The sequence below is a fragment of the Allobosea sp. genome, from assembly GCF_017308075.1.
In the GTDB taxonomy this organism is placed as follows: Bacteria; Pseudomonadota; Alphaproteobacteria; order Rhizobiales; family Beijerinckiaceae; genus Allobosea.
Map to the genome: position 1 here is coordinate 52,102 of NZ_JAFKFX010000043.1, position 25,940 is coordinate 78,041.

The following is a 25,940-nucleotide window of genomic DNA, read 5'->3' on the forward strand; positions in this document are numbered from 1 at the left end:
GCTGGTGGCCTCGAAGGCGGGCGGGGTCAGGTGGTCCGGAACACGCGCTGCGTTTTGGCGGTGCTCAGATCCGCGAGCGGGGTCTCGCCGGCAACGGCGCGCTGGCCGACCGCGACGAGCACATCGCTGCCGACGGGCATATAGACGTCGAGCCTCGAGCCGAAGCGGATCAGGCCGAAGCGCTCGCCGACGGCGAGTTCGTCGTCCGGCGCGACCCAGTGGACGATGCGGCGCGCGATCAGGCCGGCGATCTGGACGACGGCGATCGGGCCGTGGGCCGAGGCGATCGCCAGGGCATTGCGTTCATTATGCTCGCTCGCCTTGTCGAGATCGGCGTTGACGAAACGGCCCGGCGTATAGGCGATGCGGCTGACCCGTCCGGCGATCGGCATGCGATTCACATGGCAGTCGAAAATGCTCATGAACACGGAGACCCGCAGCATCGGTTTCGCCGGAAGCTGGAGTTCGGGCGGTGGCAGGACCTCGACGATCATGCTGACGCGGCCATCTGCGGGAGAGACGATCAGCTCGGCCGATTGCGGCGTCGTGCGCGGGGGATCGCGGAAGAAGTGGATGACCCAGCCGGTGATGATGGCGGCGATCCAGGCGAGGGCGCTCGAGACGAAACCGGCGGCGATGGTGAGGATCAGGCCGATGGCGATGAAGGGGTAGCCGGCGCGATGGACCGGAACGAGGCTGCTGCGGATGGAGGCGACGATACTCACGAAAGGCGTTCCTCGAGGCAATCGAACAGTCGGGCGAGCGGCCTTGGCTGCGGGGTGCGCAGGATCAGGAATTCCATTCGGTGGTCTTTCTGAAAGTCATGAGGAGGATGTCCCAGTGGCCGGCCAGCGCCCCCTTGCGCGGGTGGATCGGCGTGATGCCGAGCCTGACGCGGCGGGGGTCGAGAATGAGGGCTTCGAGGGGCCGCCCAAGGGACAGGGCGGCGATCCTGATGCCGCCTGGCGCGACAAGCTGCGCCATGCCGCCGGCTATGCCGGAGCGTTTGACGGCGAGCACGACGATCCGCTCGTGGGCCTGGCGATGCAGGGCCCGGAGCGAAGTGCTGGTCCTGTCCGGCCCGGTTTCGACGCGGAGCTGATGCATTGCGACATGCCAGAGGCTGGCGGCGTCGGCGACGCTGAAAGTCGTTCGCGCGAGCTGCAGGAGTGCGTTGATCAGCGCGCCGCTGGTGGCATCGGCCGCCATCGGCGCCACCCCGGTTCCGATCTCACTCGGGAACCGCAAGCGCTCGCCATCCTGAGATTGCGATCTCGGCGTCCGGCGCCAGATGAAATTCTGGCCGATGAGGAAGACCGCGCCCCGTCGTCGCGCAGAGCCGCCATTGGCGGCGATGCCTTCCTCGATAGGTAGAAGCTCCCAGCTCGCTCTCAGGCGCGACCATTCGGACAGCGGTCCCGCGCCCAGCAAACCGCGCATGCGAGCGCCGGACATGCGCACGAAGCCGTGCTCGTCCAGTTCCTGTGCGAGCTGGCCGGGCATTTCCGGATCGCGCCTGCCCGCGGTTTGCGATGCGGCGGAGCCGTCTGGCCCGGGCGCGCCTCGCGATCGGGAGCGGGGTGACCGGGCCGGGCGCGTGAGGACCGGCAGAGGCGGCGGACGGGTCGCAGTCAAGCTGAACAGGCTCCATCTCCGGAGGAACACGCTCGATGGCTAGGAGCGCAGTGGCCCGGCAGACAGGTCCGGTTTGCAGAAATGCGAGGAGCCGGTCGGGCGAGCCGCCTCGGCTCCGGCACCGAACCGGCCCAGCGCCGCGTTGTGATCCGGCGCTTCAATCCGCCCGGCGCACGGTCGAATCTCGGCTTCTCCCATGAGCCCGCGGCCCGGTCGGCAGATCGTCGGGCGGAAGCGGCGCTCTGCGCCGCCCGAGCCGCTCAAAAGGCAGACACGTGTCCAATCAGCCGATCAAGCCGACCGAACGTCCGCGCAATCCGCATTTCTCGTCGGGGCCCTCCGCCAAGCGCTATGGCTGGGGGCCGGCGGTGTTGAGCGAGGCCCTCATCGGCCGCTCGCATCGATCGGTGCCCGGCAAGGCCAAGCTCGCTGAGGTGATCGGCCGGACGCGCGCCATTCTGGGCGTGCCGGAGGATTATCGCATCGCCATCGTTCCCGCCTCGGATACCGGTGCGGTCGAGATGGCGCTGTGGTCGCTGCTCGGGCCGCGCGGCGTCGATGTCCTCGCCTGGGAGAGCTTCGGGCAGGAATGGGTGAGCGACATCACCACGCAGCTTCGGATCGCGGACACCCGCGTGATGACCGCCGCCTATGGCGCATTGCCCGATCTCGGGCAGGTCGATGCCGCGCGCGACGTCGTCTTCACCTGGAACGGCACGACCTCGGGCGTGCGCGTGCCGAATGGCGACTGGATCGCCGATGATCGCGCCGGGCTGACGATCTGCGATGCGACCTCGGCTGCTTTCGCCATGGACCTACCCTGGCGCAAGCTCGATGTCGTCACCTGGTCCTGGCAGAAGGTGCTCGGCGGCGAAGGCGCCCATGGCATGCTGGTGCTCGGCCCGCGTGCGGTCGAGCGGCTCGAGAGCCATGTGCCGCCCTGGCCGATGCCCAAGCTTTTCCGCATGACCAAGGGCGGCAGGCTGATCGAGACGATCTTTGAAGGCGAGACCATCAATACGCCCTCCCTGCTGGCGGTGGAGGATGCGATCGACGGGCTGGCCTGGGCCGAGGAGCTCGGTGGACTGCCCGCGCTGATCAGGCGCTGCGAGGGCAATCTCGCCATCGTCTCGGATTGGGTGCAGCGCAGCGCATGGGCCGGGCTCCTGGCGCAGAACGCCGAGACGCGGTCCTGCACCGCGCTCTGTCTCCAGATCGTTGCGCCGGAAGTGCGGGCGCTCGACGCAGCCGAGCAGGGGCGCTTCGTGTCGAAGATGGTCGCGCTGCTCGATCGGGAGGGGGTGGCTTACGATATCGGCGCCTACCGCGCGGCGCCGCCCGGGCTGAGGCTCTGGGGCGGGGCGACGGTCGAGAATGCCGATATGAAGGCGGTGCTGCCCTGGCTCGATTGGGCTTATGAGACGGTCCGCCTCGACGGGGTGCCCGGCCGACCGGTCCCGGCAGCGGCGCTCGCCTGAGCCGATGATCGCCCTGTCCGCCACCGAGGTCGGAAGCGCCGCCGGCGAGTCCGGTCATCAGGTCGATGATGGTCGCGGCATGGTCCGGATCTCGCTTGCGGCGATCCGGGCCAATTATCGCGCGATCACCGATCGCATCGCGCCCGCGCGCTGCGGGGCGGTGCTCAAGGCCGATGCCTATGGGCTCGGCATCGGGCGGATCGCGCCGGCATTGTACGAGGCGGGGTGCCGCGAGTTCTTCGTCGCGGTGCTGGCCGAGGCGCTGGCGCTGAAGCTCCTGCTTCCCGGCGACGCCGTGATCCATGTGCTGAACGGCCTCATGCCGGGCCAGGAGGCGGCCTGTGCCGCAGCCGGCATCCGCCCGGTCCTCAACAGCCTCGCCCAGGCGAGGGCCTGGGCAGGCCATGGCGCCGTCTCCGGGAATGGCAGCGGTGCCGTCCTGCAGCTCGACAGCGGCATGTCGCGCATGGGCCTGCCCCCGGAGGAATGGCAGGCCCTTGCGGCAGATCGCCAACTGGTCGAGCGGCTCGGCCTGGCGCTGGTCATGAGCCATCTTGCGGTGGCGGACGAGCCGGAGCATCCCGGCAATGCCCTGCAGCTGGCGGCCTTCAAGGCGGCGGCCGCGCAATTCCCGGCCATGCCGCGCTCGCTGGCGAACTCGGCGGGGATCTTCCTCAGCCCGGCCTATCATTTCGAGCTTTGCCGGCCGGGCGCCGCCCTCTACGGCCTGGTCGCGTCTCCCCGGATGCCGCGGCTCGATCCCGCGGTCGCCGTCTACGGGCGGATCGTGCAGCTCCGCTCGATCGCGCCCGGCACGATGGTCGGCTATGGCTGGGCCTTCCGGGCGCGCCGCGAGACCCGCGTCGCGACGGTTTCGGTGGGCTATGCCGACGGGTTCCTGCGCTTCGCCAGCGACCGCGGCGCGGTCTGGCTCGGCGCTCACCGCCTGCCCGTCATCGGGCGCGTCTCGATGGACTGCCTGACCGTCGACGCCACTGACGTATCGGCGGACCGGATCGGACCCGGCGACTATGTCGAGATCATCGGCCCCCACCAAACGGTCGAGGGAATGGCCGGTGATGCCGGCACGATCAATTACGAGATCTTGACCAGCCTCGGATCACGCTATCGGCGGGTCCATGTCGATTAGCGGCGAGAAGGCCGAGGTCGACGCCTCGGCACACATCCCAGCCGGATCGGAGCCGCGCGCCGCGACGGCCTCGCCGACCGCCAGCCCCTCAGCCACGGATCTGAACGCCATGCACGGCATTCTCCTGTTCGATGTGAAAAAGCAGCTCTCTCTGCTGCGGCCTGAGATCGATCGGCGCATCGCCGAGGTGATCGATTCCGGGGTGTTCATCAACGGCCCGCAGGTGCGCGAATTCGAGGCCAGGCTCACGGAATTCGCCGGCTGTGCCCATGCGGTCGGGGTTTCCTCGGGCACCCACGCCCTGCAGATCGCCCTGATGGCGGAAGCGATCGGGCCGGGCGATGCGGTGTTCCTTCCGGCCTTCACCTATACCGCGACGGCGGAAGTGCCGCTCCTGCTGGGAGCGACCCCGGTCTTCGCCGATGTGGATACGGACACCTTCAACCTCAGCGTCGCCGATCTCGAACGACGGATCGCGCTGGTCAAGCAGGATGGGCGTCTTCGCCCGCGCGCCGTGATCGGGGCCGACCTGTTCGGGCTCCCGGCCGACTGGCCGGCGATCGAGGCGATCTGCGCCCGCGAGGGGATGCTCGCGCTCGACGATGCCGCGCAGTCCTTCGGGGCCGAGCTCGACGGACGCAGGATCGGCCGCCATGGCCATGCGACCACCCTGTCATTCTTTCCGACCAAGACGCTCGGGGCGTTCGGCGATGCCGGCACGCTCCTCACCGATGACGGGGCGCGGGCTGAAACCTACCGGAAAATCCGCAGTCATGGCGAGCGGGCCCGTTACGAGGTCGAGCGCATCGGGGTCAATGGGCGGATCGACACGATCCAGGCGACCATCCTCTCGGCCAAGATGACGCTGCTCGAAGCGGAGCTCGCCGAGCGCCGGCGGATCGCCGCCGTCTACGATGCGATCCTGGAAGGCAGGGTCGGCCTGCAGCGGGCTCAGCCCGGGGCGGTGAACGCCTATGGGCTCTACACCATCCGCCTGCCCGATATCGCGGTCCGTGCCACGGTCCAGGCGGCGCTGTCGGCGCAGGGCATCGGGTTCGGCGTCTATTATCCGAAGCCGATGCACCACCAACTGGCCTATGCCCGGATCCATCAGGACGCGATCAGCGGCGGCCCGCCGGCCCTGCCCAACAGCGAGGCCCTGTGCAGCCAGGTCCTGTCCTTGCCGATGAACCCCTATATGAGCGAGGGCGATGCGGAGCGGGTGGCCGCGATCGTCGGCGCCGCCGCATGATGCCGCGCCAGCCATCCCGGCGCCGATCAGGGGTACGGGGAGCGGCCTAGCGGTTTTCGCAAAACCGGTTCTCCGTCCGGGGCCACGGGGCTCTTAACCTCCTCGCAACCTCGCGCCGCCGTCCGCCGGGGCGAGAGCTTCCTCGTCGATCCCTTGGCGCGAAGACAGGTCCCGCGAAGCAATGAACCAGCCGACCCCATCCTATGACGTTGCGGCCGTGCGGGCCGGTTTCCCGATCCTTGCCCGGCAGGTCTATGGGCGCCCGCTCGTCTATCTGGACACGGCCGCCTCGGCGCAAAAGCCGCGCGAGGTGACGCAGGCGATGCTCGACCTGATCGAGAACGACTACGCCAATGTCCATCGTGGCCTGCATTTCCTGGCCAATCGCGCGACCGAGGTCTACGAGGGCGCCCGCGAAACCGCGCGGCGCTTCATCAACGCGTCGTCCGCGCAGGAGGTGATCTTCACCCGCTCCGTCACCGGAGCGCTCAATCTCGTCGCCTCCTCGCTGGGGCGCCATCTCGAGATCGGCGCGGGCGACGAGATCGTGCTCTCCGAGATGGAGCATCATTCCAATATCGTGCCCTGGCATTTCTGGCGCGAGCGTCATGGCGCCGTGATCCGCTGGGCTCCGGTCGACGAGGCCGGCGCACTCGACGTCGAAGCGCTGGAAGAGCTGCTGTCGCCGCGTACGAAGCTGGTCTCGCTCACCCATATGTCGAATGTGCTCGGCACGGTCGCGCCGATCCGGCGCATCGCGGAGCTCTGCCGCGCCCGCGGTATTCCGCTCGTCGTCGACGGCGCTCAGGGAGCGGTTCACCTGCCGCTCGACGTGCAGGCGCTCGGCGCCGATTTCTACTGCTTCACCGGTCACAAGATCTACGGGCCGACCGGCATCGGCGTGCTCTATGGACGGATGGAATGGCTCGAGCGGCTGCCGCCCTTCGAGGGCGGCGGCGAGATGGTCGAGACCGTCACCAAGGAGATGGTGACCTACAATCATCCGCCGCACCGCTTCGAGGCGGGCACGCCGCCGATCATCGAGGCGGCCGGGCTCGCGGCGGCGCTCGACTATGTCGAGCGGCTTGGGCGCGAGGCCATTCACGCCCATGAGGCGACATTGACGGACTATGCCCAGGCCCGGCTGGAGGCGTTCGGCGGTGTTGCCTTCTACGGTCGTGCCGCCGGGAAGGGCTCGATCGTCGCCTTCAATCTCGAGGGCGCGCATGCGCATGACGTCGCGACGATCCTCGACCGGGCTGGGGTCGCGGTGCGCGCCGGAACCCATTGCGCCTCGCCGCTCCTCGCCAGGTTCGGGGCGACCTCGTCCTGCCGTGCCTCATTCGGGCTCTACAGTACCAAAGACGAGGTCGACGCCCTGATCGAGGCGCTGGCGACGGCCCGGCGGCTTCTGCTGCAATGAACGCGGCAGGGCTGAACTCGCTGCGCAACGGGCCCGACGAGAACGGGCGCTTCGGGATCTATGGCGGGCGCTTCGTCTCCGAGACGCTGATGCCGCTGATCCACACCCTCCAGGACGCCTATGAGCAGGCGCGCGGCGATGCGGACTTCCTGGCCGAGATGCAGGGGCACCTCAAGAGCTTCGTCGGCCGGCCCTCGCCGCTCTACCATGCCGAGAATCTAAGCGCGCATCTCGGCGGCGCCCGGATCTATTTCAAGCGCGAGGACCTGAATCATACCGGGGCGCACAAGGTCAACAATGTGCTCGGGCAGATCATGCTGGCCCGGCGCATGGGCAAAAGACGCATCATTGCCGAGACCGGGGCGGGGATGCATGGCGTCGCTGCGGCGACGCTCTGTGCCCGGTTCGGGCTCGACTGCGTGGTCTATATGGGCGCGGTCGATGTCGGGCGCCAGGAAGCGAATGTCGCCCGGATGCGCATGCTTGGCGCGGAGATTCGCCCGGTTCAATCGGGTTCGGCGACGCTCAAGGATGCGATGAACGAAGCCCTGCGCGACTGGGTGACGAATGTCGGCGACACCTTCTACTGCATCGGCACGGTGGCCGGACCGCACCCCTATCCGATGATGGTCCGCGACTTCCAGTCGGTCATCGGCGAGGAGACGCGCCGGCAGGTGATCGAGCGCGAGGGCCGCCTGCCGGACGCGCTGCTCGCCTGCATCGGCGGCGGTTCGAACGCGATGGGGCTGTTCCATCCCTTCCTGGACGATGTCGCAGTCGAGATTTTCGGGGTCGAGGCGGCCGGGCTCGGACTCGACCGGGCCCATGCCGCCGCCATCGCCGGCGGGCGCCCCGGCGTGCTGCATGGCAATCGCACCTATCTGCTGATGGATGAGGATGGCCAGATCCAGGACGCCCATTCGCTTTCGGCGGGGCTGGATTATCCGGGCATCGGCCCCGAGCATGCCTGGCTGCACGATATCGGCCGGATCACCTATCTCGCGGCCAGCGATGAGGAAGCCGTCGAAGCCTTCGAGCTGTGTTCGCGACTCGAGGGCATCATCCCGGCGCTGGAGGCCGCGCACGCGCTGGCGCGCCTGCCGGAGATCGCGGGATCGCGGCCGAAAGACCAGATCGTCGTCCTGGGTCTGTCCGGCCGGGGCGACAAGGATCTGCCGACGGTCCTGTCCCGCCGGAAATCGTAGAGCGGGACCTCTGAACGCACCCGCCGGCCAGGAAACTCGATCATAGCCGCAACAGGCCTGCTGCAAGGCATAACGACCGTGCTAGGCTGCATGCAGCGGTCGGCTGCCTGGTCTCGTTACGGGAGTCGGGCGGGCCGCGAGAAGGGCCGGACCGGCCATGGTGGCGCAAGTGTTCCGGCCTGCCTGAAAACCTCGATCCGGCTGGTAACAGGAGCCGGCTCGGCTGCTATTCAGGATCTGGCAATGCCTCCCGGCCGGGTGGCGGAGTGGCGACGCGGCGGACTGCATATCCGCAAACCCTGGTTCAAATCCAGGCCCGGCCTCCAGCAATCAACCCCGGAAGCGCTGGGTGGAACGCCTGCGTTCCGCCCCTCTTCATTCAATGGGATTGCGATGCTCCTGATCGACGATGTCCTGGCGGGTCCGGTTGCGCCGCTGGGGCCGCAAGGGAAACCGAGCGGTATCGACAAGACGCCGGTCAGCGGCAAGATCCATGTCGGCATCGAGGGGCTCGCCAATGACGAGCAGGGCGACCGCAAACATCATGGCGGGCCTGAAAAGGCACTGCATCACTATGCTTTCGAGCACTACGCCATCTGGCGGAGGGAGATCGGCCCGAAACGCGTCCTGGCCGCTCCCGGTGCTTTCGGCGAGAATCTGACGACCACAGGGCTGACCGAGGACATGGTCGCGGTCGGCGATACCTTCCGGCTGGGGAAGATCGTCATCCAGGTCAGCCAGGGCCGCCAGCCCTGCTGGAAGCTGAACGCCAGGTTCGAGGTTCCGGATATGGCGGTGCGTGTCCAGCGTACCGGATTGACCGGCTGGTACTATCGGGTGATCGAAACCGGTCATATCGAGAAGGGCGACGAGCTTCGCCTCATCGACAGGCTCTCGCCGGACTGGACGCTGCGCAGGATCTGGCGAACCCTCTATGTCGACACCATGAATATCGACGAGCTCGCGGCGATGTCCGAGCTCGCGCATCTCCCCGAAGGCTGGCGCGGCTACGCCAAAAGGCGACTGGCAACCCGGCAGGTCGAGGATTGGTCGCGCCGCTTGACGGGCGCGTCCTGAAGACGCGTTTCGGAAAGTGGCCCGGGACTGATCATTGGCTGAGTTGTCAGCACGCCAGCTGCCGGCCGGCCGAATGGCCGGCCGGTCTTCATAACTTCAAGGGCGCAGACCGAGCGTGGCTGAAGACGACGCAGCCTCCGGCTTGCCGGGCCTGGACTGGCGGGAACCGGATTTGCCGCGCAGTGCCGTGCAGGCGGCCTGGATGCGGCGGGCCGCTTCCTTGATCTCACGCGGGCGGACTGTCAGTGGCGGCGCAAACCGGACCACACCGTCGCGTGCGGGAACCGACAGCATCCGCTCGGCATGCAAGGCATGCACGAGTTCGAGCGGATCGCCATGCAAGCGCAATCCCTGCAGGAGCCCGGCGCCGCGCACATCGCAGATCAGCTCGCCGTGCTGCCGCTGGATCCCAACCAGGAGTTCGCGGAAAAGCTCGGCCATCTCCAGGACATGCTCGAAGAACCCGGCGTCGAGAACGATGTCCAGCACGGCGTTGCCGACGGCCATGGCCAGCGGGTTGCCACCGAAGGTCGTGCCATGCGATCCCGGCAGCATGCCCTTGGCCGCCTCGCGCGTGGCCAGGCAAGCGCCCATCGGGAAGCCGCCGCCGATCCCCTTGGCCAGTGTGACGATGTCGGGCTTTATGCCGCTCCATTCATGAGCGAAGAGCTTGCCGGTTCGGCCGACGCCGGATTGGACCTCGTCCAGGATGAGCAACAGGCCGCGTTCGTCGCAGATCTGGCGCAGCCGGATCAAGATCTCCGGTTCGACCGTGCGCAAGCCGCCTTCGCCCTGCACGGGCTCGAGCATGATCGCCGCGGTCTGCGCCGACAGCAGCGCGTCGAGCCCCTGCCAGTCGCCCAGCACGGCCTGATCGAAGCCGTCGACCTTGGGGCCGAAACCCTCAAGATATTTCGCATAGCCGGTGGCGGCGATCATCGCCAGCGAGCGGCCATGAAAGGCGCCGTCGAAGGTCACGACGCGGTAGCGCTCGGGCCGGCCTGTCGCCGAATGATGTTTCCGGGCCATCTTGACCGCGGCCTCATTGGCCTCGCCGCCGGAGTTGGCGAAGAAGACGACATCCGCGAAGCTCGCCTCGGTCAGCCGCTGCGCCAGCCTTTCGGCCTCGGGCACCCGGACCAGGTTCGAGGTATGCCAAAGCTTGCCGGCCTGGGTCTTGAGCGCCCTGATCAGGCGCGGATGGCCGTGGCCGAGCGCATTGACGGCGATGCCGGAGGCGAAGTCGAGATAGCGCTCGCCGCTCTGCGAATAGAGCCAGCTTCCCCGGCCGAATTCGAAGGCGAGTTCAAAGGGCGAGGCGACGGGCAGCAGAGGACGGGTCATCCAAGGCGCCTCGCATGGGAGGATTGGTCGAATCCGGGGCATGGCGCCCCGACGTGTTTCAGATGAGACAAGAGCGAATCCTCCGGCAAGGCAGCGTCTGGAACGCCGCTCGTACCGGCCCCGGGGGCTGGCCGGCAGGTCCGGGTCGCCGAATTTCGATAGGCCGGAAGGGTCTTCGCGACAGAATGGACGCAAATCTGTGCCGAATGTCGCAGTTTCTTGCGTGTCCGGTTCTGCCGTAGGCGGTTGCCAGTCGGGCTATCCGATCGTGCAGGCGGTCTCGGAGCAGCCGTCCTTCTCGGCGCCGTTCGGATCCGCGACGAGCGAGGTATCCGGGGGCTCGCCGATCAGGGCTGCGATTTCGGCGCCGAGCTGCAGATCGGGCAAATGGCCGAAGACCTGGCGGCGCAAGCGGCCGGCCCTGTCGATGAGAAGCAGCGTCGGGGTGCCCTGCATCCGGTAGCGCTGCATGGTGATGGGCAGGGGATCGTCCGGTCCCGTCGCGCGGTCGACGCCGACAGGGTAGGCGACCCGGTATTCATGGAGAAAGGCTTCGAGCGAAACCGGCCGCATCGCCGCGTGATGCTCGAAGACCGTGTGGAGACCGATCACCTGCACATGCTTGTTCGGGAAGATCCGGTGGACCTGCGCCAATTGCGGCAGCAGATGCGAGACGCAGCCGGGGCAGAGCATCTGAAAGGCGCCTGCGACGACGACCCTGCCGCGAAGGGATGCAAGATCGACCGGGCGCGGCGTGTTGAACCAGCGCTCGATCTCCCAGTCCGGCGCAACCTGCGATTGGGGGCTCATGGGGTCTCCTATATCGGTCTCGCCTGGGTGGGAGGTCGGGCCGTCACTGCGTCCGGGGCGTGCAGGCTGAGATCAACCGCTGGCGACGTTGCAGGCGTGGGAGACGCAAGGTCGCGGCGAATGGAAGCCGATGCCGTTCATGAGGCTCTCCCGCTCATGCCTGATGATAGATCGACATGAAATATTAGGAGTGCTAATTCTATTATCGACGTCAGTCAATGATAAATTAGGAGTCCGAATTTTGGCCGCGATTTTCGATGCGATAAGCGAGCCGATCGCGCGACGGGTGACGGCTGGGCTGGCGAAGATCGGCGGAGTCTTGCGCAGCCACGCCTGGAAAGGCGCGGGTGCGGCAGGGGTGACGCCAACCCAGGGCCAGGCGCTCGGCCTGCTGCGGGAAGCGCCCGATGGCATGCGGCTGGCGGAACTCGCCGGCATGCTCGGCATCTCCGCGCCGACCGCCAGCGAAGCCGTCACCTCCCTGGTCCAGAAGGGGCTCGCGGTGAAGGCTCCGGGGCCGGACAGGCGCTCGATCGCGCTGCTTCTGACCGCGGCCGGGGAGGACCTCGCCGATCGCACGCGCGACTGGCCGGATTTCCTGGCCCAGGCGGTCGACTCGCTCGAACCCCGGGAGCAGGCGGACCTGTTGCGCTGCCTGGTCAAGGTCATCCGGGCCCTGCAGCTTCATGGCGACGTGCCGCAGCAGCGGATGTGCGTCACCTGCCGTTATTTCCATCCCTTCGCCCATGCCGACGGGGCCGCTCCCCATCACTGTGCCTATGTCGATGCGCCCTTCGGCGATCGCCATCTGCGGCTCGCCTGCGCCGAGCACGAGGAGGCGCCGGCCGATGCGCAGGCCTCGCTTTGGCAGCGCTTCGCGGGCAAGGCCGCTTAGCGGCTGCCGGCGCAAGGCAGAACGGGCCATCGTCGCTCGGCGCCGGGCGTCGAGACCAAGCGCCAAGAGTCTCCCGGTTACTCGATCCGGATGACGATCAGAACCTCGGCCTCCTCGCCGCTGAGCGATGTCAGCTTGTGTGGCATGGCGCCGTTGAACTGTACGCAATCGCCGGGCTCCAGTTCCTCGCTGCGGCTCGGTAGCTGCAAGCCGACGCGGCCCTTCAGCACGTAGAGCAACTCGTCGCCCTCGTGCTGGCTCATCGGGTGATTGGGCTCCTCGGACAAGCCCGGCCGGACGACGAAGGCGATCATCTTATGGCCGCCGCGGGTGCTGGCGATCAAACGCGGCGCGCCCATCATGTCCGCCAGCGGGCTCGCGGCCTCGCTCCGCGTGATCACGATGGCTTCCTCGGTCTTGGCGTCGCCGAAGAGATCCTCGACCGGGACGTTGAGGATTTTTGCGAGCTTGAGCGCCGAGCCGACCGAGGGCTTCACCAGACCGCGTTCGAGTTTCGAGAGATAGCCGCGCGTGACGCCCGCGGCCTGGGCCACCTCTTCGAGGGTGAGATTTGCCCGCAGCCGGAGCAACTTGAAGCTTAGTGACATTGTTGCCTACAAGAAACTTGTTGACTAAGACGCCGTAACGGCATCTGGTCCTCCTCGCTAAAACCAAAAGACCGGGGGGTCCATCATGCTCAATCGCCGAATCTTGACATTTTCGGCCGCGATGCTCGCGGCCGGCTGGCCGCGCCAGGTTCTTCCGCAGTCCGATTATCCGACGCGTCCAATCAAGCTCATCGTCCCGTTCGGCGGCGGCGGCATCACCGACGTCGTTGCGAGGCTGGTCGCCCAAGGCCTCACCGAGCGGCTCGGACAATCCGTCGTCGTCGAAAACCGTCCGGGCGCCGGCGGAAGCATCGGCGCTCAGGTCGTCGCGAGCGCCGAAGCTGACGGCTACACGCTGCTGCTCGGTACGGTCGGAACCCAGGTCGTCAACAGGATGGTCTATCCGAAGCTGTCCTATGATCCCGCCGCTTTCGTTCCGGTGTCACTGGTCAGCAATTCTCCCTATGTGCTCGCGGTCGCGCAGTCGCTCAAGCTCGACAGCCTGCCCGCGCTGATCGCGGAGGCGAAAAGCAAGCCCGGCAAGCTGAATTTCGGTTCGGCAGGACATGGCACTTCGCCGCATCTCGGGCTCGAGCTGCTGAAGCTCCTGGCCGGGCTGGATATCGTCCATGTGCCGTTCAAGAGCGGTGGCGATGCGGTCAACAGCGCCCTGAGCGGGCAGATCGACATCGTGTTCGACGCCATTCCGGTGGTCATGCCGCAGGTCGCGAATGGCGCCCTGAGGGCGATCGCGATCGCCCAGCCCAAGAGAAATCCATCCGCAGCCTCGGTGCCGACCACCGCCGAGCAGGGGCTCGAGGGCCTGCAGATCGGCTCCTGGAATGCGCTGCTCGCACCAGCCGGTACCCCACCGGCACGTGTCGCGAAGGTGGCCGACGCGCTCGGGCATGTGCTCGCCGATCCGGCCATCGCCGAAAGGCTGCGCGCCCTCGGCATCGAGCCGATGCCGCTCGGCGTCGAAGCCTATCGGGAGCATGTCGCGGCCGAGACCGAGCGTTGGTCGAAGGTCACTGCCGCAGCCAGGATCAGCCTCAAATGAATGCGCCCGTCATACGTCTCTACGACACGCAGCGCTCGGGCAATGCCTGGAAGATCAGGATCATGGCCGGCCTGCTGGGGCAGCCGCTGGAGCGGCGTACGCTCTCGATCGACCGCGGCGATCTCGGGACGCCGGCCTTCGCGAAGCTGAACCGGTTTCGCCAGGTCCCGCTCCTCGAACTCCCGGACGGGAGCGCCATCCCGGAATCGATGGCGATCCTGTTCTTCCTGTCGGCCGGCACGCCCTGGTGGCCTGCCGATCGGCTGGAGCAGGCCGAGGTGATGAGCTGGCTGTCCTTCGAGCAAAGCCGGCACATGCCGCCATTGGCCCAGCTGCGGCTGCATCTGGCGATCCACCCGGACTGGCCGCTGGCCGCCGAGCAGCGTGCCACCTGGCAGAGACAGGCCGAAGAGGCGCTCTCGATCCTGAATACACGGCTTCTGGAAAGCGGAAGCGAGGGCTGGGTCGCCGGCGCCGGCCAGCCCAGCATCGCCGATGTCGCGCTCTATCCCTATAGCCGGCTGGCGCGCATGGCGGGCCTGGATCTCCCGCGTTTCGAGGCGGTGTCCGACTGGATCGGGCGCTTCGAGGCCCTGCCCGGTTATCAGCCCCTCTTTCCGGGGCGCCCGGACCTCAACGAGCATGCGGAGGAAATTTGACCATGCAGACCGAAGACAGTTTCACGCTCGACAAGGCCAGCCTGATGGAGCGCTCGCAGGAAGCGATGCGGTCCCATCTCGACGAGGGGAATTATTCCCTGCGCGAGAAGATCGCGCTGACCTGCCGTATCCTCTTCCATAACGGCCATGATTCCGGACTCGCCGGCCAGATCACCGTGAGGCAAGCACCGGGCACTTATATCACGCAGCGGCTCGGCCTCGGCTTCGATGAAATCACGCCGGCCAATCTTCTCGTCGTCGACGAGCATTTGAAGGTGGTCGAAGGCGAGGGGATGCCCAACCCCGCCAACCGCTTCCATTCCTGGGTCTACCGGGCCCGGCCGGATGTGAACTGCATCGTGCACAGCCACGCTTTCCATACGGCCTCGCTGAGCATGCTGGAGACGCCGCTCGAGGTCTCTCACATGGACAACTGCATCCTCTATGACGATGTCGCCTTCGTGCCGAAATGGCCGGGCGTGCCGGTCGGCAATGATGAGGGCGAACTGATTTCCGGTGCGCTCGGCGACAAGCGCTCACTCCTCCTCGCCCATCACGGCCTGCTGGTGGCTGGACGGACGGTCGAGGAAGCCTGCGTGATCGCGCTCGCCTTCGAGCGGGCCGCCAAAATGCAGCTGGCTGCGATGGCGGCCGGTGCGATCCAGCCGATCAACCCGGCGCTGGCGACCGAGGCACGCGACTGGATCAATACGCCCAAGCGCAACAGCGTGGCGTTCGCCTATTACGCGCGCCGGACCATCAAGGCGCATGGCGGCTTCTAGCCGCCGGCGCGGTCGGCCGGCATCCCTCGCCCTGCGCTCATGAGGGCGACGGCCCGGCGGATCGCCGCCGCCGGGCTGTGAGGTGCGTCGTGAAATCCTCGATGGCAGAGCAGATGGCCCCGTCCGGCGGCGTTTCGCTGCCGCCGGTGGTGGGCCGGAAGCGTGCAATTCGATCGCAATCCGGCCCAGCCAAATTAGATCATCATGGCTCATTGCATCATCCGGCTGCGATGTGGCAGCGAAACGAAGCCAGGCGCATCGGGTGATGTGGGCATTGTGGTGTGATCTATGGGAAAAGGAACGACACTCGCGGTCGAGGTGAGGCCCGAGGGACGCGAGCCGATCTTCCTGGCGCTCGCCCGCGCCATTATCGAGGAAATCGATCGCGGCCGGCTCAAGCCGGGGAGCCCGCTCCCGGGAACGCGGGCGCTGGCACGGGCGCTCCAGCTCAACCGCAACACCGTCGATGCCGCCTATCATGAGCTGACCATGCAGGGCTGGCTCGCGACCGAGCCGTCGCGCGGGACCTTCGTCGCGACCGATCTTCCTGACGGTATTCGCGCGCCGCCGCCCGCTCGCCGCGTTCCGGTACCGGAGCCGGCGGCGCCCCGCCCGGCCGGACGTCCGATGCTCAAGCTCTCGGACGGCTATCCCGATGTCCGCCTGCTTCCGACGACGGCCTTCGCGCAGGCTTTCCGGCGGGCCTTGATGAGCCACGCCTTCGCCTCGGGCGGGTCTTACGGCGATCCGCGCGGCAGCGGGATGCTGCGCGAGGCGCTGTCGGCCTATCTTCGCGACGAGCGCGGGCTGGCGAGCTCGGCCGACGACATCCTCGTTGCCAGGGGCAGCCAGATGGCGTTGTTCCTCGCGGCATCCGCGGTCGCCGAACCCGGCACCGCGATCGCCGTCGAGCGGCCGGGCTATCCGCTGGCCTGGTCGGCCTTCCGCGCCGCCGGCATTTCGGTGATCGGCGTCCCCGTCGATGGCGGCGGCATCGATGTCGAGGCGCTCGAGAGGCTGGCGAACGGCAACCGCAATCTGCGCGCGGTCTATGTCACGCCGCATCACCAGTACCCGACCACGGTGACGCTGGGCGCCGCCCGGCGCCTGCGCCTGCTGGAGATCGCACGGCAGTATTCCCTGGTCGTGATCGAGGACGACTACGACAACGAGTATCGCTTCGACGGCCGGCCGATCCTCCCCCTCGCGGCGCGCGCCAGCGACGAGCTGCCGATCATCTATCTGGGTTCGCTCTCCAAGCTGCTGGCGCCGGGTATCCGCGTCGGCTATGCGGTCGCACCGCCGAAACTGCTCCGGCCGATGGCGGATCGCCGGGTTTCGCTCGACCGTCAGGGCGATCTCGCACTCGAAAACGCGCTCGCCGACCTGCTGGCGGATGGCACCATCAAGCGGCATGCGCGCAAAGCCCGCCGCATCTATCACGGTCGTCGCGACCATCTGGCGGGATTGCTGGCGGAGCGATTCTCGCAGGTCGCCGAGTTCTCGCTGCCGGCTGGCGGCTTGGCGATCTGGCTGCGCTTGCTGGGAGGGATCAGCGCCGAGACCTGGGCGACGAACGCCGCGCGGCTCGGCCTTTCCGTCCTCCCCGGGCTGAACTTCGAGCTCGAGACGGCCAGGCCCCCGGAGGCTTTCCGGCTCGGTTTCGCGAGCCTGGACGAGCGCGAACAGATGCGCGCGATCGATATCCTCGCCCGGTCCATGCCCTGAGCATTTTCGAGCGAAGCGGACACCGGTTCGCATGAAGAAAATGCGATAAAATAACGAGCTGGGGTATTTTCGCGTTTCGGGCAAACGCGGAAATACCCCAGCTGGGCGCTTGGCCGTGCCGCGGCGCTCAGACCAGCCGCAGCGCGATCAGCACCGAGGCCGGCAGGAGGACGCCGATGACGACCAGCGCAAAGGGGGTCATGGCGCGATAGGCCTCCCTTTCATGGCCGGGGGTGCCGGCCAGGCCGCAGACGATCGACATGCGCACTGGCGAGACCATGTTGAGCGACAGGGCGGCGCTATGCTGGAGCGCCGCGACCGCGGCCGTATTGAGCGCCGCTTCCTGCGCCAGGCTCACCTGCGACACCATGAAGAGGCCGTTTGCGGCATTGCCGCTGTTGGCGAGCGCCCCGAAAACGGCCGAGATCTGTGGCGTCAGGATTAGCGCCCAGCGTCCGAACAGGTGATAGAGCCCTTCCGCCAGACCGCTGGCGATCCGGGATTCCGACAGGATCTCGGCCATCATCGAGAAGGCGATGACGGAGAGGACCGCGAGCCGTCCGGTGGTCCAGGCGGCCTGCGCCTCCTTGGCCAGGGCGCCGGCCTGCCCGCGCAGCAGTCCGGTGAGGACGGCAGCGACCACGAGCCACGTCCCGGCATGGAAGAGCGGCGACCAGGACGGCGTGCCGACGAAGGGCGAGAGCCGCAGGCTGTCCTCGAGCAGGCGGTGCAGCGGCGGCGACAGCCTGGTGATCACCAGCCAGCCGATCAGCAACACGAAGGGCAGCACCTTGCGGAAGACTTCGGCCAAGCGACGCCGGTCCGGCCGTTCATCGATCAGGTAGCGCAGCGCGATGATCGGCCCATAGGCACCGAGCATCGCGGTTTCGGGGCCGATCAGCGCCGTTGCGCCGATCAGGAGCGCGACGCTGCCTGCAAGCCAGAGCGCCTCGCTCCGCTTCTCGCTGGCCTCCGCTGCGATGCCGGCCTGGGCGGCGAGGCGCCAATAGAGCGGCAGCCAGAAAAGGTTGAAGGCGACGAGGAACAGGCTGCAATGGACCGCGAGCGTGGTCGGGTCGGTCCGCGCATAGGCTGCGGCGATGATGGCGCCGCTGCCCATGCCGCCCCAGAGGATCATGGTCTGGCTGATCAGCGAGAAGCAGACCAGATGGAGCGGCGAAAGCCCGAGACGACGGATCAGCAGCAGGGTTCCGATGATGCCGATCCCGAAGCCGGTCGCGGATTCGGCGAAGGGGCCGATCAGGAAGCAGGCCCTGAACAGCAATCGGCGCCGGCCAGCTTCGCCGCCGATCCGCGCCTCCTCCGTGACGACGCTGTCGCCCGGACGCATCGCCATCTGCCAGAACAGCAGGCCTCCCAGAATATAGGGAACCACGACCCAGCCTATCCAGGCGCCGCGGAGCATGGCGATGCCGGCCTGCGCTGCTTTGAAGTCGACCGGCGCGGTGGTGAGCGCGACGATCAGGGCAAGCGCGATGCCGATCACCGAGGCCGCGAGCGTGCCGACCCGGCCGCTGGCGATTGCGCCGATCACCGCCAGGGCCGGCAAGGTCCAGATCAGATAGGTCAATTCGCGTCCGCCTCCAGCGGGCCGTTCTCGCCAGCGGCGGAGCTCGCCGATGTCTTCGCCCCGATCGCACCTGGCAAGGTCGAGCCGCCGCCCGCGTCCGGAAATGCCCGATCCTGCATACCCGCTATGAAGCGGCCGCTTCGGCGGGCTCCGGAAGCGGCCGATCGGCAAAGCGGAAGCCGGTGATCGCCATTTCGGCCGTGGCGCAGGCCTGGGTGCGCTCAAGCACCGAGAAAACCTCCATCGTGGCGCCCTCGGCAGCACGCAACAAGGCCTCACCGGCGCAGAGGCGGGCGGTCAGCAGTGCGGTGAACAGATCGCCCGTGCCGCAGGGGCGGATCGGCAGGCGTCGCACCGCGGTGCGCGACATGCCCGTCGGCGACCAGGCCACGGTTTCGACCGAGCCGGAAGCAGTATCGTTGAGCACGCAGCCGGTGACGACGGCCGCCTGGGTGCCATTCCGGCAAAGCGTCGCCATGGCGTCGGCGATGCCGTCCATCGAGCGGGCCTCGGTGCCGGCGAGCAGTTCGAGCTCGTATCGGTTGGGCGTGATCAGCGAGGCCAGCGGGACGAGGCGCTCGCGGAAGATCTCGACCAGGCCCTCCGCAACGAACACGCCGAGATCGTCGTCGCCCATCACGGGATCGCAGATATGCAGCAGCCCGGGGGCGCGCTGCCGGGCACGGGCGATGAAATCGGCGATGATTTCGGCATTCGCGACAGAGCCGAGATAGCCGGTGATGATCGCCGCCGCGCTGTCGAGCAGGCCACGTTCCTCGACGCCGCGCAGGAGACCGGCGACGAGTTCCGGGCCGAGGATCTGGCCGTGCATGGTCGGGTAATGCGGATGGTTCGAGAACAGGGCGGTGGGAACGGCGGCGACCGAGAGGCCTTTCGCCTGCATCGGAAAGACGGCCGCGCTGTTGCCGACATGGCCGTGCACGACCTGACTCTGGATTGAGATCACCAGCAAGATTGCTTCCTTTCTCGCGCCATGCCGCAGCGATCGGCGTGAAAATTTGCTGTCGGACGGCGCCTGCGTTTCGCTAGCGCAGGCCCGCTACGGTGCTTTCGACAAGCAATGTCGCGAAGAGCGCGAAGAGATAGAGGATCGACACCGCGAAGAGCCGGCCGGCGGCGCGATCGGCGCGCCGGTGCTCGACGTCGTCGCGCAAGGCCAGCGCGCAGAGCAGCATCGCCGTGCCGCCGATGCCGGCGACGGCAAGATAGGCGATGCCGCCGAAGCCGAGGAGATACGGGCTCGAGGAAACGCCGACGAGGATCAGGGTGTAGGCGAGGATCTGCCGGTGCGTCGACCTGGTGCCGGCGACGTTCGGCATCATCGGAATGCCGGCGCGCGCGTAATCATCGGCCTTGATCAGCGCCAGGGCCCAGAAATGCGGCGGCGTCCAGAAGAAGATGATGGCGAACAGACTGATCCCGATCAGGTCGATCTGGCCGGTCATGGCGACCTGGCCGATCATCGGGGGCAGGGCGCCTGCCGCGCCGCCGATGACGATGTTCTGCGGTGTCGAGCGCTTCAGCCAGAGCGTGTAGATCACGCCGTAGAAGAGAATGGTGAAGGCCAGGAGCAGCGCCGCGAGCCAGTTCGCGACCAGGCCGAGAACCATGACGGAGCCGGTGGCGAGGGTGATCGCGAAGCCCAGCGCCTCGTCGCGCGTCACCCGCCCGGCCGGGATCGGGCGCTGGCGGGTCCGGCTCATCAGAGGGTCGAGATCGGCATCGCCGACCATGTTGAGCGCGCCCGAGGCTCCGGCGCCGACCGCGATCGCCAGGAGGGAACACAATGCGACCAGCACGGGCTGGCCCTGGCGCGCCAACATCATGCCGACCAGCGCGGTGAAGATCACGAGCGACATCAGCCGCGGTTTCATCAGGGCGAAATAATCGCCGGGAAGCGCCATGGAGGGCACCGGGATCGACCGCGCCGGGACGGGCAGTTGGCGAAGATTCTTCGTGATCATGGTCTTTTCCGGGAGCATGTGCGCCGCTGCGCCGGGACGCAGCGGAGCCGATGCGAAGGAGGGCTGGGGTCGGTCGCGCCGGCGCGGCCGGCCGTCAAGGCTCGGAAGGCGCCTTCGGCAGCGTCGCGTACTGATGGAAGGGTGGCGGCGAGGGCAGGGTCCATTCCAGCGTGGTCGCGCCTTCACCATAGGGATTGGCCGGCGCCGGCTCCCGGCGGATCAGGACGACATAGAGCATGGCGAACAGGAAGAAGATCACGCCTGCGGCGAAGATATAGGAGCCGAAGGAGGAGATGCGGCTCCATCCGGCATAGGCGTCGGGGTAATCGACATAGTGGCGCGGCATGCCGGCGATGCCGGAGAAATGCATCGGGAAGAACAGCATGTTCGAGCCGATGAAGGCGATCCAGAAGTGCAGCCGGCCGATCCAGTCGGGGATCATGTAGCCGGACATCTTGGGGAACCAGTAATACCAGCCGCCAAAGATCATGAACACGGCGCCCAGCGAGAGAATGTAGTGGAAATGGGCGATGACGTAATAGGTGTTGTTCAGCGTGCGGTCGATGCCGGCATTAGCCAGAACGATGCCGGTGACGCCGCCAATGGTGAAGACGAAGATGAAGCCCAGCGCCCAGTACATCGGCGCGGTGAAACGGATCGATCCGCCCCACATCGTCGCCACCCAGGAGAAGATCTTGATGCCCGTCGGCACGGCGATGACCATGCTGGCGAAGGTGAAATAGGCCTGGGTGTTGAGGGACAAGCCGACGGTGAACATGTGGTGCGCCCAGACCACGAAGCCGACCACGCCGATCGCCACCATCGCATAGGCCATGCCGAGATAACCGAAGATCGGCTTCCTGGAGAAGGTCGAGATGATGTGGCTGACGATCCCGAAGGCCGGCAGCGCCATGATGTAGACTTCGGGGTGGCCGAAGAACCAGAACAGATGCTGGTAGAGGAGCGGGTCGCCGCCGCCGGCCGGATCATAGAAGGTCGTGCCGAAATTGCGGTCGGTGAGCAGCATGGTGATCGCGCCGGCGAGGACCGGCAGCGAGACCAGGAGCATGAAGGCGGTGACCAGCATCGACCAGGCGAAGAGCGGCATCTTGTGCATGCTCATGCCGGGCGCGCGCATGTTCAGGATCGTCGTGATGAAGTTGATCGCCCCGAGGATCGAGCTCACGCCGGCAATATGCAGCGCCAGGATGCCGAAATCGAAGGCCGGGCCGGGATGGCCGGCGACCGAGAGCGGCGGCACCATGGTCCAGCCGCCGCCGACGCCGCGGGATCCGGGCGCGCCTTCCGCGAACATCGAGATGACGAACAGGACGAAGCCGCCGACGAGCAGCCAGAACGAGATGTTGTTCATCCGCGGGAAGGCCATGTCCGGTGCGCCGATCATCAGCGGCACGAACCAGTTGCCGAAACCGCCGATCAGGGCCGGCATGAGCACGAAGAAGATCATGATCAGGCCGTGACCGGTGACGAAGACGTTGAAGGTCTGGGGGTTGCTGAACCATTGCAGGCCGGGCTCCTGCAGTTCGAGACGCATCGCCACGGAGAGGAAGCCGCCCAATAGCCCTGCGCCCAGCGAGAACAGCAGGTAGAGCGTGCCGATATCCTTGTGGTTGGTCGAGGCGAACCAGCGTCTTGCGAAGCTGGGAACCGCGTGATCCCGGTTCAGCTCCTCGGTCTTGATGGCCATGGCTTTGAACTCCGACCCTGGCGTGAGCGACGCGGCGCATCGGAGCGCCGCGACATCGCTGCCTAGGACCGTGTCCAGCGGCCGATAAGAGCCAGTTCCGGTTTGGCTTCTATGCCGGTCGCCCGGCGAGGGAGCGGCGTCAGGCCGGTTTGGCGCGCAGCATCAGGGTCAGTCGTTCGATCAGCCGCAGGCCATCCACCGCGAAGATCGGCAGCACGCCACTGCCAGCAGGTCCACGATCAGGCAAGCGTCCGATGCGTTCCTCGCTGCGCTGACATTCAAGAGCTCCCCGTGGAGCGATATCCGGCGGTTAGGAACGTATTGCACATTCATTGGGACGCTGCGCGATGGAGGTTCTGAGCGTCCGGTCTAAATAATGATCTCTCCGTAGCCGTGCTCGCACCCTGGCATCTCGAGAGGCCGTCATGATTCGAACTGTCGTTTTCCTTGGCCTCGCTATCGCCCTCGCGGGCTGCAATACCGATTCTCAATCGCAGCGGACCCTTGGCGGTGCCGCGATCGGCGCGGGCGGCGGCGCTCTCATTGGTGCAGCGGCGGGCGGGGGGCGTGGCGCCGCGATAGGCGCCGTCGCAGGCGGGGTGACCGGTGCATTGATCGGCCGCGCTACGACCCCGAACAACTGCATCTATCAAGATCGGAACGGCCGCAGGTTTACCGCGCGCTGCCCCTGACAAATCTGGTTGGGAGATGCGCTCGTCAGAGCGTCTAATGACCAGGCGCCACCGTCAGGGCGGCGCCTGAATGATCTGAAGCGTCGTTCGGCCTGCGGTAGCTAGCGGCAGATGACGTTCTGCCCCCTCATCGTGCAGGTGCTGACAGGCCGCTGCTCATCCGGTGGCGGGTCGTATGTTCCCGCTCCGACAGGCACATAGCTGTGCCCATCGCTTTGCATCGGATCGACGCCAGGAGCGCTCGACCAATTGCTGACGCTTGCGCATCCCGCCAGCAGCAGGCAGCACATCACGATGGCAAACTTCTTCATGCCCTGGCCCTCGACGGTTTGATCCTGCCGTGATGTGGAAGGGATGTCACGGCCTCTTCAGGTGGGCGTCCCTTCCCCGTTTCGTTCCGTTTTTCGGCGCCATGGCCAATCAGCGCAATGCTGCGCCGATCAAAATGCGCAATGGCCGCGGATTTGCGGGCAGGGGAGCGAGCCGGCGAGTGCGAGCTCGGCGCTCCAACTCAGAATTGGCGAAGGCAATCGCCCAATGTCCCGAACTGCGAGCTCTGAACGCTCCTGGGCCGCGCGATCGAGCCATGGCCGGCAAGCGCGGCTGCCCTCACATCACTCGGGCTGACGCCGAATTCCAGCTTGAAGGCGCGCGCGAAACTGGAACCATCCGGGAAGCAGAACGATTCAGCGATGGATCTGATGGAGCCTTCATTCGAGGCGTCCGACAGTTCGGCATGTGCCTGGAGCAGCCGCAGCCTCTGGATGTACTGCGCTATGCCGCCGTCATTCTTGAGCAGGCGATACAGCTGACTGCGAGACATGCCCAACTCGCGGCAAAGGCTCTCCGGCCCAAGAGAGGGATGTCGAAGATGCTTTACGATGGCCTGCTTCGCCTTCTCGCGCCGGCTTAGCAGGATCTGCCGGGCAGCCTGAGGATCGGCCGAAGGCGACAGGCAGGCGAGTATCATCGTCTTAACGGCTTCCATCAGCTTCGGGGCATGGGCCGTCGTCAGGTCGTGCAAGCTCCGCTCAAGCAGGCGGATATAGTCGCCGAGCAATCGCCCGAGTGGCGTGTTCAGAGGCGTTCCCTGAACCGCGTCGAGCACGCAGGCCAGATCGCTGAAGCTGTCCCTTGGCAGATAGAGCTGGAGCCGTTCATCCTGTGCCCGCTGGCTCACCAATTCCTGTCCCAGCGATGCGACGAATGGAATGCCTGCCGGAACCTCGAATGCGATGCCACCTGCACTGATGCCGAACGTCTTTCGTCCCCCCACTGTGATAACCCAATGGTCGACCGGATTTCGACGCAGCAGAGCTTTCGACCTGACGGCCCGAAGTGCTGGAGCAGCAACCCGGCTCAGTGACATGCTGCCGAACGACCAATGTACGCTCTTGGCGGCGAAACCTGGTTCCGGTTCCAAGACATGAAGGTCAAAGACCGTATCGAACCATCCTTGCCATGCATCAAGTTGCTGCGATATCGGAAGTCCGTGTGTCGAGATTTCGATCGGTTCCAAGGTAATGCCTGTGGTGACGCTCCCATTATGTCGGCGTAGGCCCTCAATTGCATCATTTCACGTGGTTGCGGCCGTGCGTCAATCTACACCTTCGTAAGGGAAGGGGCGCGTGGGCGGATCGGTCAGGCAATGGCGCGGGCCCGGCGACACATGACCCCTCCAACGCAGGCAGCGCCGTATTGCGCAGGGTGAATAGCCCCGAGTTTCGTAGACGCCGTCGTGCTACGTATTGTGCTGCCGTTCGAACTCGACGGGTGACAGCATCCCGTTCCTGACGTGCTTGCGCTTTGGGTTGTAGAACATCTCGATGTAGTCGAACACGTCCTGCCTTGCCTCCTGTCGTGGCAGTTCCCGCGCCGGCTCATCGAATGCTCAAGATTGTGGTGCTTCAGGAAAGCCGCCCAATCCATGCTGGTGAACTGGGAGCCTTGATCAGAGTGGACAAGGACCGTGGTCTTCGGCTTCCGTCGCCACACCGCCATGAGCAATGCCTGCAGCACGACATCGGTGACCTGCCGGCTCTGAAGCGACCAGCCAATGACGCGGCGGGAGAACAGGTCGATCACCACGGCCAGATAGGCGAAGCCCTCCTGGGTTCTGATGTAGGTGATGTCCGTCACCCACGCCTTGTCCTGCGCCTCGACATCGAACTGTCGGGCCAGGGTGTTGTCGACCACGACCGACGGCTTGCCGCCATGAGATCCCGGCCGGCGCCGATAGCCGATCTGGGCTTTGATCCCGGCCAGCCTTGCCAGGCGGGCGACGCGGTTGGCGCAGCTGGTCTCGCCCTGATCGAGCAGGTCGTCATGCAGCTTGCGGTAGCCATAGACCCGACCGCTTTCCTTCCAGGCCTTATCGAGAAGCTCGATCTGGCGCGCATCCTCCCGAGCTCTGCGGCTCAACGGATTCTTCAGCCAGGCATAGAAACCGCTGGGCTGGATGCGCAGGCAGCGACACATCGCCCGCACCGGGAACTGGCGGCGATACTCGGCCACAAACGCGTATCTCACTTTGCATCCTTGGCGAAATACGCGGTGGCTTTTTTTAAGATGTCGCGCTCCTCGGTGACCCGCGCCAGTTCTGCCTTCAGGCGGCGGATCTCCGCAGCCTGGTCAACGCTGGGCGACACCGGCGGCTTCGAGAACTTGCGCTTCCAGGCGTAAAGCGAGTGCGGGCTCACCCCGAGCCGCTTCGACACCTCTGCAACGGGGTAGCCCCGCTCGGTGATCTGCGCGACCGCATCACGCTTGAAATCGTCCGTAAAATGTCCGGGCCCCATCATGGCCTCCTTGCCTCAAAATTAGGGAAGAAGGCGTCCAGGAATCTAGGGGCTATTCAG

General features: G+C 66.5%; 22 protein-coding genes, 1 tRNA gene and 1 pseudogene. 13 read left to right on the top strand and 11 right to left on the bottom strand.

Annotated features, from left to right (window positions below; genetic code table 11):
- Positions 1–26 precede the first annotated feature (26 nt).
- Both J0J10_RS22460 and J0J10_RS22465 read right to left on the bottom strand, forming a co-directional pair.
- A complete protein-coding gene (locus tag J0J10_RS22460; RefSeq protein ID WP_291649390.1) occupies positions 27–725 on the bottom strand; it encodes a phosphatidylserine decarboxylase in 699 nt (232 codons plus the stop codon).
- A 64-nt stretch (positions 726–789) separates the two neighbouring features.
- A complete protein-coding gene (locus tag J0J10_RS22465) occupies positions 790–1,503 on the bottom strand; it encodes a 2OG-Fe dioxygenase family protein (RefSeq protein ID WP_291649392.1) in 714 nt (237 codons plus the stop codon).
- 407 nt (positions 1,504–1,910) lie between these two features.
- Here J0J10_RS22465 and J0J10_RS22470 point away from each other — a divergent pair, with 407 nt between their 5' ends.
- The 7 genes from J0J10_RS22470 (at position 1,911) to J0J10_RS22500 (ending at position 9,220) form a co-directional block, all read left to right on the top strand.
- Complete coding sequence (locus tag J0J10_RS22470; RefSeq protein ID WP_291649394.1) at positions 1,911–3,113, top strand: phosphoserine transaminase; 1,203 nt, start codon at positions 1,911–1,913, stop codon at positions 3,111–3,113.
- Between the two features lie 79 nt (positions 3,114–3,192).
- The gene (gene alr / locus J0J10_RS22475) at positions 3,193–4,263 is read left to right on the top strand and encodes an alanine racemase (protein ID WP_291649426.1); all 1,071 of its coding nucleotides are present in this window, start codon (positions 3,193–3,195) and stop codon (positions 4,261–4,263) included.
- Positions 4,253–5,515 carry a DegT/DnrJ/EryC1/StrS family aminotransferase gene (locus J0J10_RS22480; protein ID WP_291649396.1) on the top strand — a complete coding sequence of 421 codons (1,263 nt, stop codon included), beginning with the start codon at positions 4,253–4,255 and terminating at the stop codon, positions 5,513–5,515. Before alr ends, J0J10_RS22480 begins: the two co-directional genes overlap by 11 nt.
- A gap of 181 nt (positions 5,516–5,696) precedes the next feature.
- Positions 5,697–6,938 carry a cysteine desulfurase gene (locus J0J10_RS22485; protein ID WP_291649398.1) on the top strand — a complete coding sequence of 414 codons (1,242 nt, stop codon included), beginning with the start codon at positions 5,697–5,699 and terminating at the stop codon, positions 6,936–6,938.
- Positions 6,935–8,143: a tryptophan synthase subunit beta gene (gene trpB / locus J0J10_RS22490; RefSeq protein WP_291649400.1), complete on the top strand. Its 1,209-nt coding sequence runs from the start codon at positions 6,935–6,937 to the stop codon at positions 8,141–8,143. Before J0J10_RS22485 ends, trpB begins: the two co-directional genes overlap by 4 nt.
- Positions 8,144–8,395: 252 nt before the next feature.
- Positions 8,396–8,469: transfer RNA gene (locus J0J10_RS22495), tRNA-Cys, on the top strand.
- 67 nt (positions 8,470–8,536) lie between these two features.
- Complete coding sequence (locus tag J0J10_RS22500; RefSeq protein ID WP_291649402.1) at positions 8,537–9,220, top strand: MOSC domain-containing protein; 684 nt, start codon at positions 8,537–8,539, stop codon at positions 9,218–9,220.
- Positions 9,221–9,316: 96 nt separating this feature from the next.
- On the opposite strand, the gene J0J10_RS22505 is transcribed toward J0J10_RS22500, so the two are convergent.
- Both J0J10_RS22505 and J0J10_RS22510 read right to left on the bottom strand, forming a co-directional pair.
- A complete protein-coding gene (locus J0J10_RS22505; RefSeq protein ID WP_291649404.1) occupies positions 9,317–10,564 on the bottom strand; it encodes an aspartate aminotransferase family protein in 1,248 nt (415 codons plus the stop codon).
- Positions 10,565–10,822: 258 nt separating this feature from the next.
- Positions 10,823–11,374, bottom strand: coding sequence for a redoxin domain-containing protein (locus J0J10_RS22510; RefSeq protein ID WP_291649405.1), 552 nt, complete (start codon positions 11,372–11,374; stop codon positions 10,823–10,825).
- A gap of 241 nt (positions 11,375–11,615) precedes the next feature.
- Between J0J10_RS22510 and J0J10_RS22515 the strand changes: the two genes are divergently transcribed.
- Positions 11,616–12,269, top strand: a complete 654-nt coding sequence (locus tag J0J10_RS22515) for a MarR family winged helix-turn-helix transcriptional regulator (protein ID WP_291649406.1) — start codon at positions 11,616–11,618, stop codon at positions 12,267–12,269.
- Between the two features lie 77 nt (positions 12,270–12,346).
- Here the strand turns inward: J0J10_RS22515 and J0J10_RS22520 are convergent, their stop codons facing one another.
- Positions 12,347–12,877 carry a helix-turn-helix domain-containing protein gene (locus J0J10_RS22520; protein WP_291638123.1) on the bottom strand — a complete coding sequence of 177 codons (531 nt, stop codon included), beginning with the start codon at positions 12,875–12,877 and terminating at the stop codon, positions 12,347–12,349.
- Between the two features lie 85 nt (positions 12,878–12,962).
- On the opposite strand from J0J10_RS22520, the gene J0J10_RS22525 reads away from it, so the two are divergent.
- From J0J10_RS22525 to pdxR, 4 genes are all read left to right on the top strand, one after another.
- The gene (locus J0J10_RS22525) at positions 12,963–13,937 is read left to right on the top strand and encodes a Bug family tripartite tricarboxylate transporter substrate binding protein (protein WP_291649407.1); all 975 of its coding nucleotides are present in this window, start codon (positions 12,963–12,965) and stop codon (positions 13,935–13,937) included.
- On the top strand, positions 13,934–14,596 hold the full coding sequence (locus J0J10_RS22530) for a glutathione S-transferase family protein (protein WP_291649410.1): 663 nt from the start codon (positions 13,934–13,936) through the stop codon (positions 14,594–14,596). The genes J0J10_RS22525 and J0J10_RS22530 overlap by 4 nt, the downstream gene beginning before the upstream one ends.
- Positions 14,597–14,598: 2 nt before the next feature.
- The gene (locus J0J10_RS22535; protein WP_291649411.1) at positions 14,599–15,378 is read left to right on the top strand and encodes an aldolase; all 780 of its coding nucleotides are present in this window, start codon (positions 14,599–14,601) and stop codon (positions 15,376–15,378) included.
- A gap of 288 nt (positions 15,379–15,666) precedes the next feature.
- Entirely contained in the window at positions 15,667–17,106 is a 1,440-nt protein-coding gene (gene pdxR, locus J0J10_RS22540; RefSeq protein WP_291649413.1) for a MocR-like pyridoxine biosynthesis transcription factor PdxR, read from the top strand.
- Between the two features lie 127 nt (positions 17,107–17,233).
- On the opposite strand, the gene J0J10_RS22545 is transcribed toward pdxR, so the two are convergent.
- The 4 genes from J0J10_RS22545 to ctaD form a co-directional block, all read right to left on the bottom strand.
- Complete coding sequence (locus tag J0J10_RS22545) at positions 17,234–18,697, bottom strand: L-lactate permease (protein ID WP_291649416.1); 1,464 nt, start codon at positions 18,695–18,697, stop codon at positions 17,234–17,236.
- A 124-nt stretch (positions 18,698–18,821) separates the two neighbouring features.
- Positions 18,822–19,664, bottom strand: coding sequence for a pyridoxal kinase (gene pdxY / locus J0J10_RS22550; protein ID WP_366826044.1), 843 nt, complete (start codon positions 19,662–19,664; stop codon positions 18,822–18,824).
- Between the two features lie 79 nt (positions 19,665–19,743).
- A complete protein-coding gene (locus J0J10_RS22555; RefSeq protein WP_465247240.1) occupies positions 19,744–20,682 on the bottom strand; it encodes a heme o synthase in 939 nt (312 codons plus the stop codon).
- Positions 20,683–20,776: 94 nt separating this feature from the next.
- A complete protein-coding gene (gene ctaD / locus J0J10_RS22560; RefSeq protein ID WP_291649420.1) occupies positions 20,777–22,390 on the bottom strand; it encodes a cytochrome c oxidase subunit I in 1,614 nt (537 codons plus the stop codon).
- A 425-nt stretch (positions 22,391–22,815) separates the two neighbouring features.
- Between ctaD and J0J10_RS22565 the strand changes: the two genes are divergently transcribed.
- The gene (locus J0J10_RS22565; protein ID WP_291638115.1) at positions 22,816–23,082 is read left to right on the top strand and encodes a YMGG-like glycine zipper-containing protein; all 267 of its coding nucleotides are present in this window, start codon (positions 22,816–22,818) and stop codon (positions 23,080–23,082) included.
- Between the two features lie 511 nt (positions 23,083–23,593).
- Here the strand turns inward: J0J10_RS22565 and J0J10_RS22570 are convergent.
- Together J0J10_RS22570 and J0J10_RS22575 are read right to left on the bottom strand one after the other, a co-directional pair.
- Positions 23,594–24,601, bottom strand: coding sequence for a helix-turn-helix domain-containing protein (locus J0J10_RS22570; protein ID WP_291649422.1), 1,008 nt, complete (start codon positions 24,599–24,601; stop codon positions 23,594–23,596).
- Positions 24,602–24,823: 222 nt separating this feature from the next.
- Positions 24,824–25,880 (bottom strand): annotated as a pseudogene (locus tag J0J10_RS22575) (IS3 family transposase).
- Between the last annotated feature and the right edge of the window lie 60 nt (positions 25,881–25,940).

Excerpts from the sequence above, each read along its gene's own strand:
- pdxR (WP_291649413.1), top strand. The coding sequence starts at position 15,667 with ATGGGAAAAGGAACGACACTCGCGGTCGAGGTGAGGCCCGAGGGACGC.
- J0J10_RS22565 (WP_291638115.1), top strand. The coding sequence starts at position 22,816 with ATGATTCGAACTGTCGTTTTCCTTGGCCTCGCTATCGCCCTCGCGGGC.
- J0J10_RS22555 (WP_465247240.1), bottom strand. The coding sequence starts at position 20,682 with ATGATCACGAAGAATCTTCGCCAACTGCCCGTCCCGGCGCGGTCGATC.
- J0J10_RS22485 (WP_291649398.1), top strand. The coding sequence starts at position 5,697 with ATGAACCAGCCGACCCCATCCTATGACGTTGCGGCCGTGCGGGCCGGT.
- J0J10_RS22480 (WP_291649396.1), top strand. The coding sequence starts at position 4,253 with ATGTCGATTAGCGGCGAGAAGGCCGAGGTCGACGCCTCGGCACACATC.
- J0J10_RS22520 (WP_291638123.1), bottom strand. The coding sequence starts at position 12,877 with ATGTCACTAAGCTTCAAGTTGCTCCGGCTGCGGGCAAATCTCACCCTC.
- J0J10_RS22525 (WP_291649407.1), top strand. The coding sequence starts at position 12,963 with ATGCTCAATCGCCGAATCTTGACATTTTCGGCCGCGATGCTCGCGGCC.
- alr (WP_291649426.1), top strand. The coding sequence starts at position 3,193 with ATGGTCCGGATCTCGCTTGCGGCGATCCGGGCCAATTATCGCGCGATC.
- trpB (WP_291649400.1), top strand. The coding sequence starts at position 6,935 with ATGAACGCGGCAGGGCTGAACTCGCTGCGCAACGGGCCCGACGAGAAC.
- J0J10_RS22510 (WP_291649405.1), bottom strand. The coding sequence starts at position 11,374 with ATGAGCCCCCAATCGCAGGTTGCGCCGGACTGGGAGATCGAGCGCTGG.
- J0J10_RS22530 (WP_291649410.1), top strand. The coding sequence starts at position 13,934 with ATGAATGCGCCCGTCATACGTCTCTACGACACGCAGCGCTCGGGCAAT.
- J0J10_RS22465 (WP_291649392.1), bottom strand. The coding sequence starts at position 1,503 with ATGCCCGGCCAGCTCGCACAGGAACTGGACGAGCACGGCTTCGTGCGC.
- J0J10_RS22500 (WP_291649402.1), top strand. The coding sequence starts at position 8,537 with ATGCTCCTGATCGACGATGTCCTGGCGGGTCCGGTTGCGCCGCTGGGG.
- J0J10_RS22535 (WP_291649411.1), top strand. The coding sequence starts at position 14,599 with ATGCAGACCGAAGACAGTTTCACGCTCGACAAGGCCAGCCTGATGGAG.
- ctaD (WP_291649420.1), bottom strand. The coding sequence starts at position 22,390 with ATGGCCATCAAGACCGAGGAGCTGAACCGGGATCACGCGGTTCCCAGC.
- J0J10_RS22505 (WP_291649404.1), bottom strand. The coding sequence starts at position 10,564 with ATGACCCGTCCTCTGCTGCCCGTCGCCTCGCCCTTTGAACTCGCCTTC.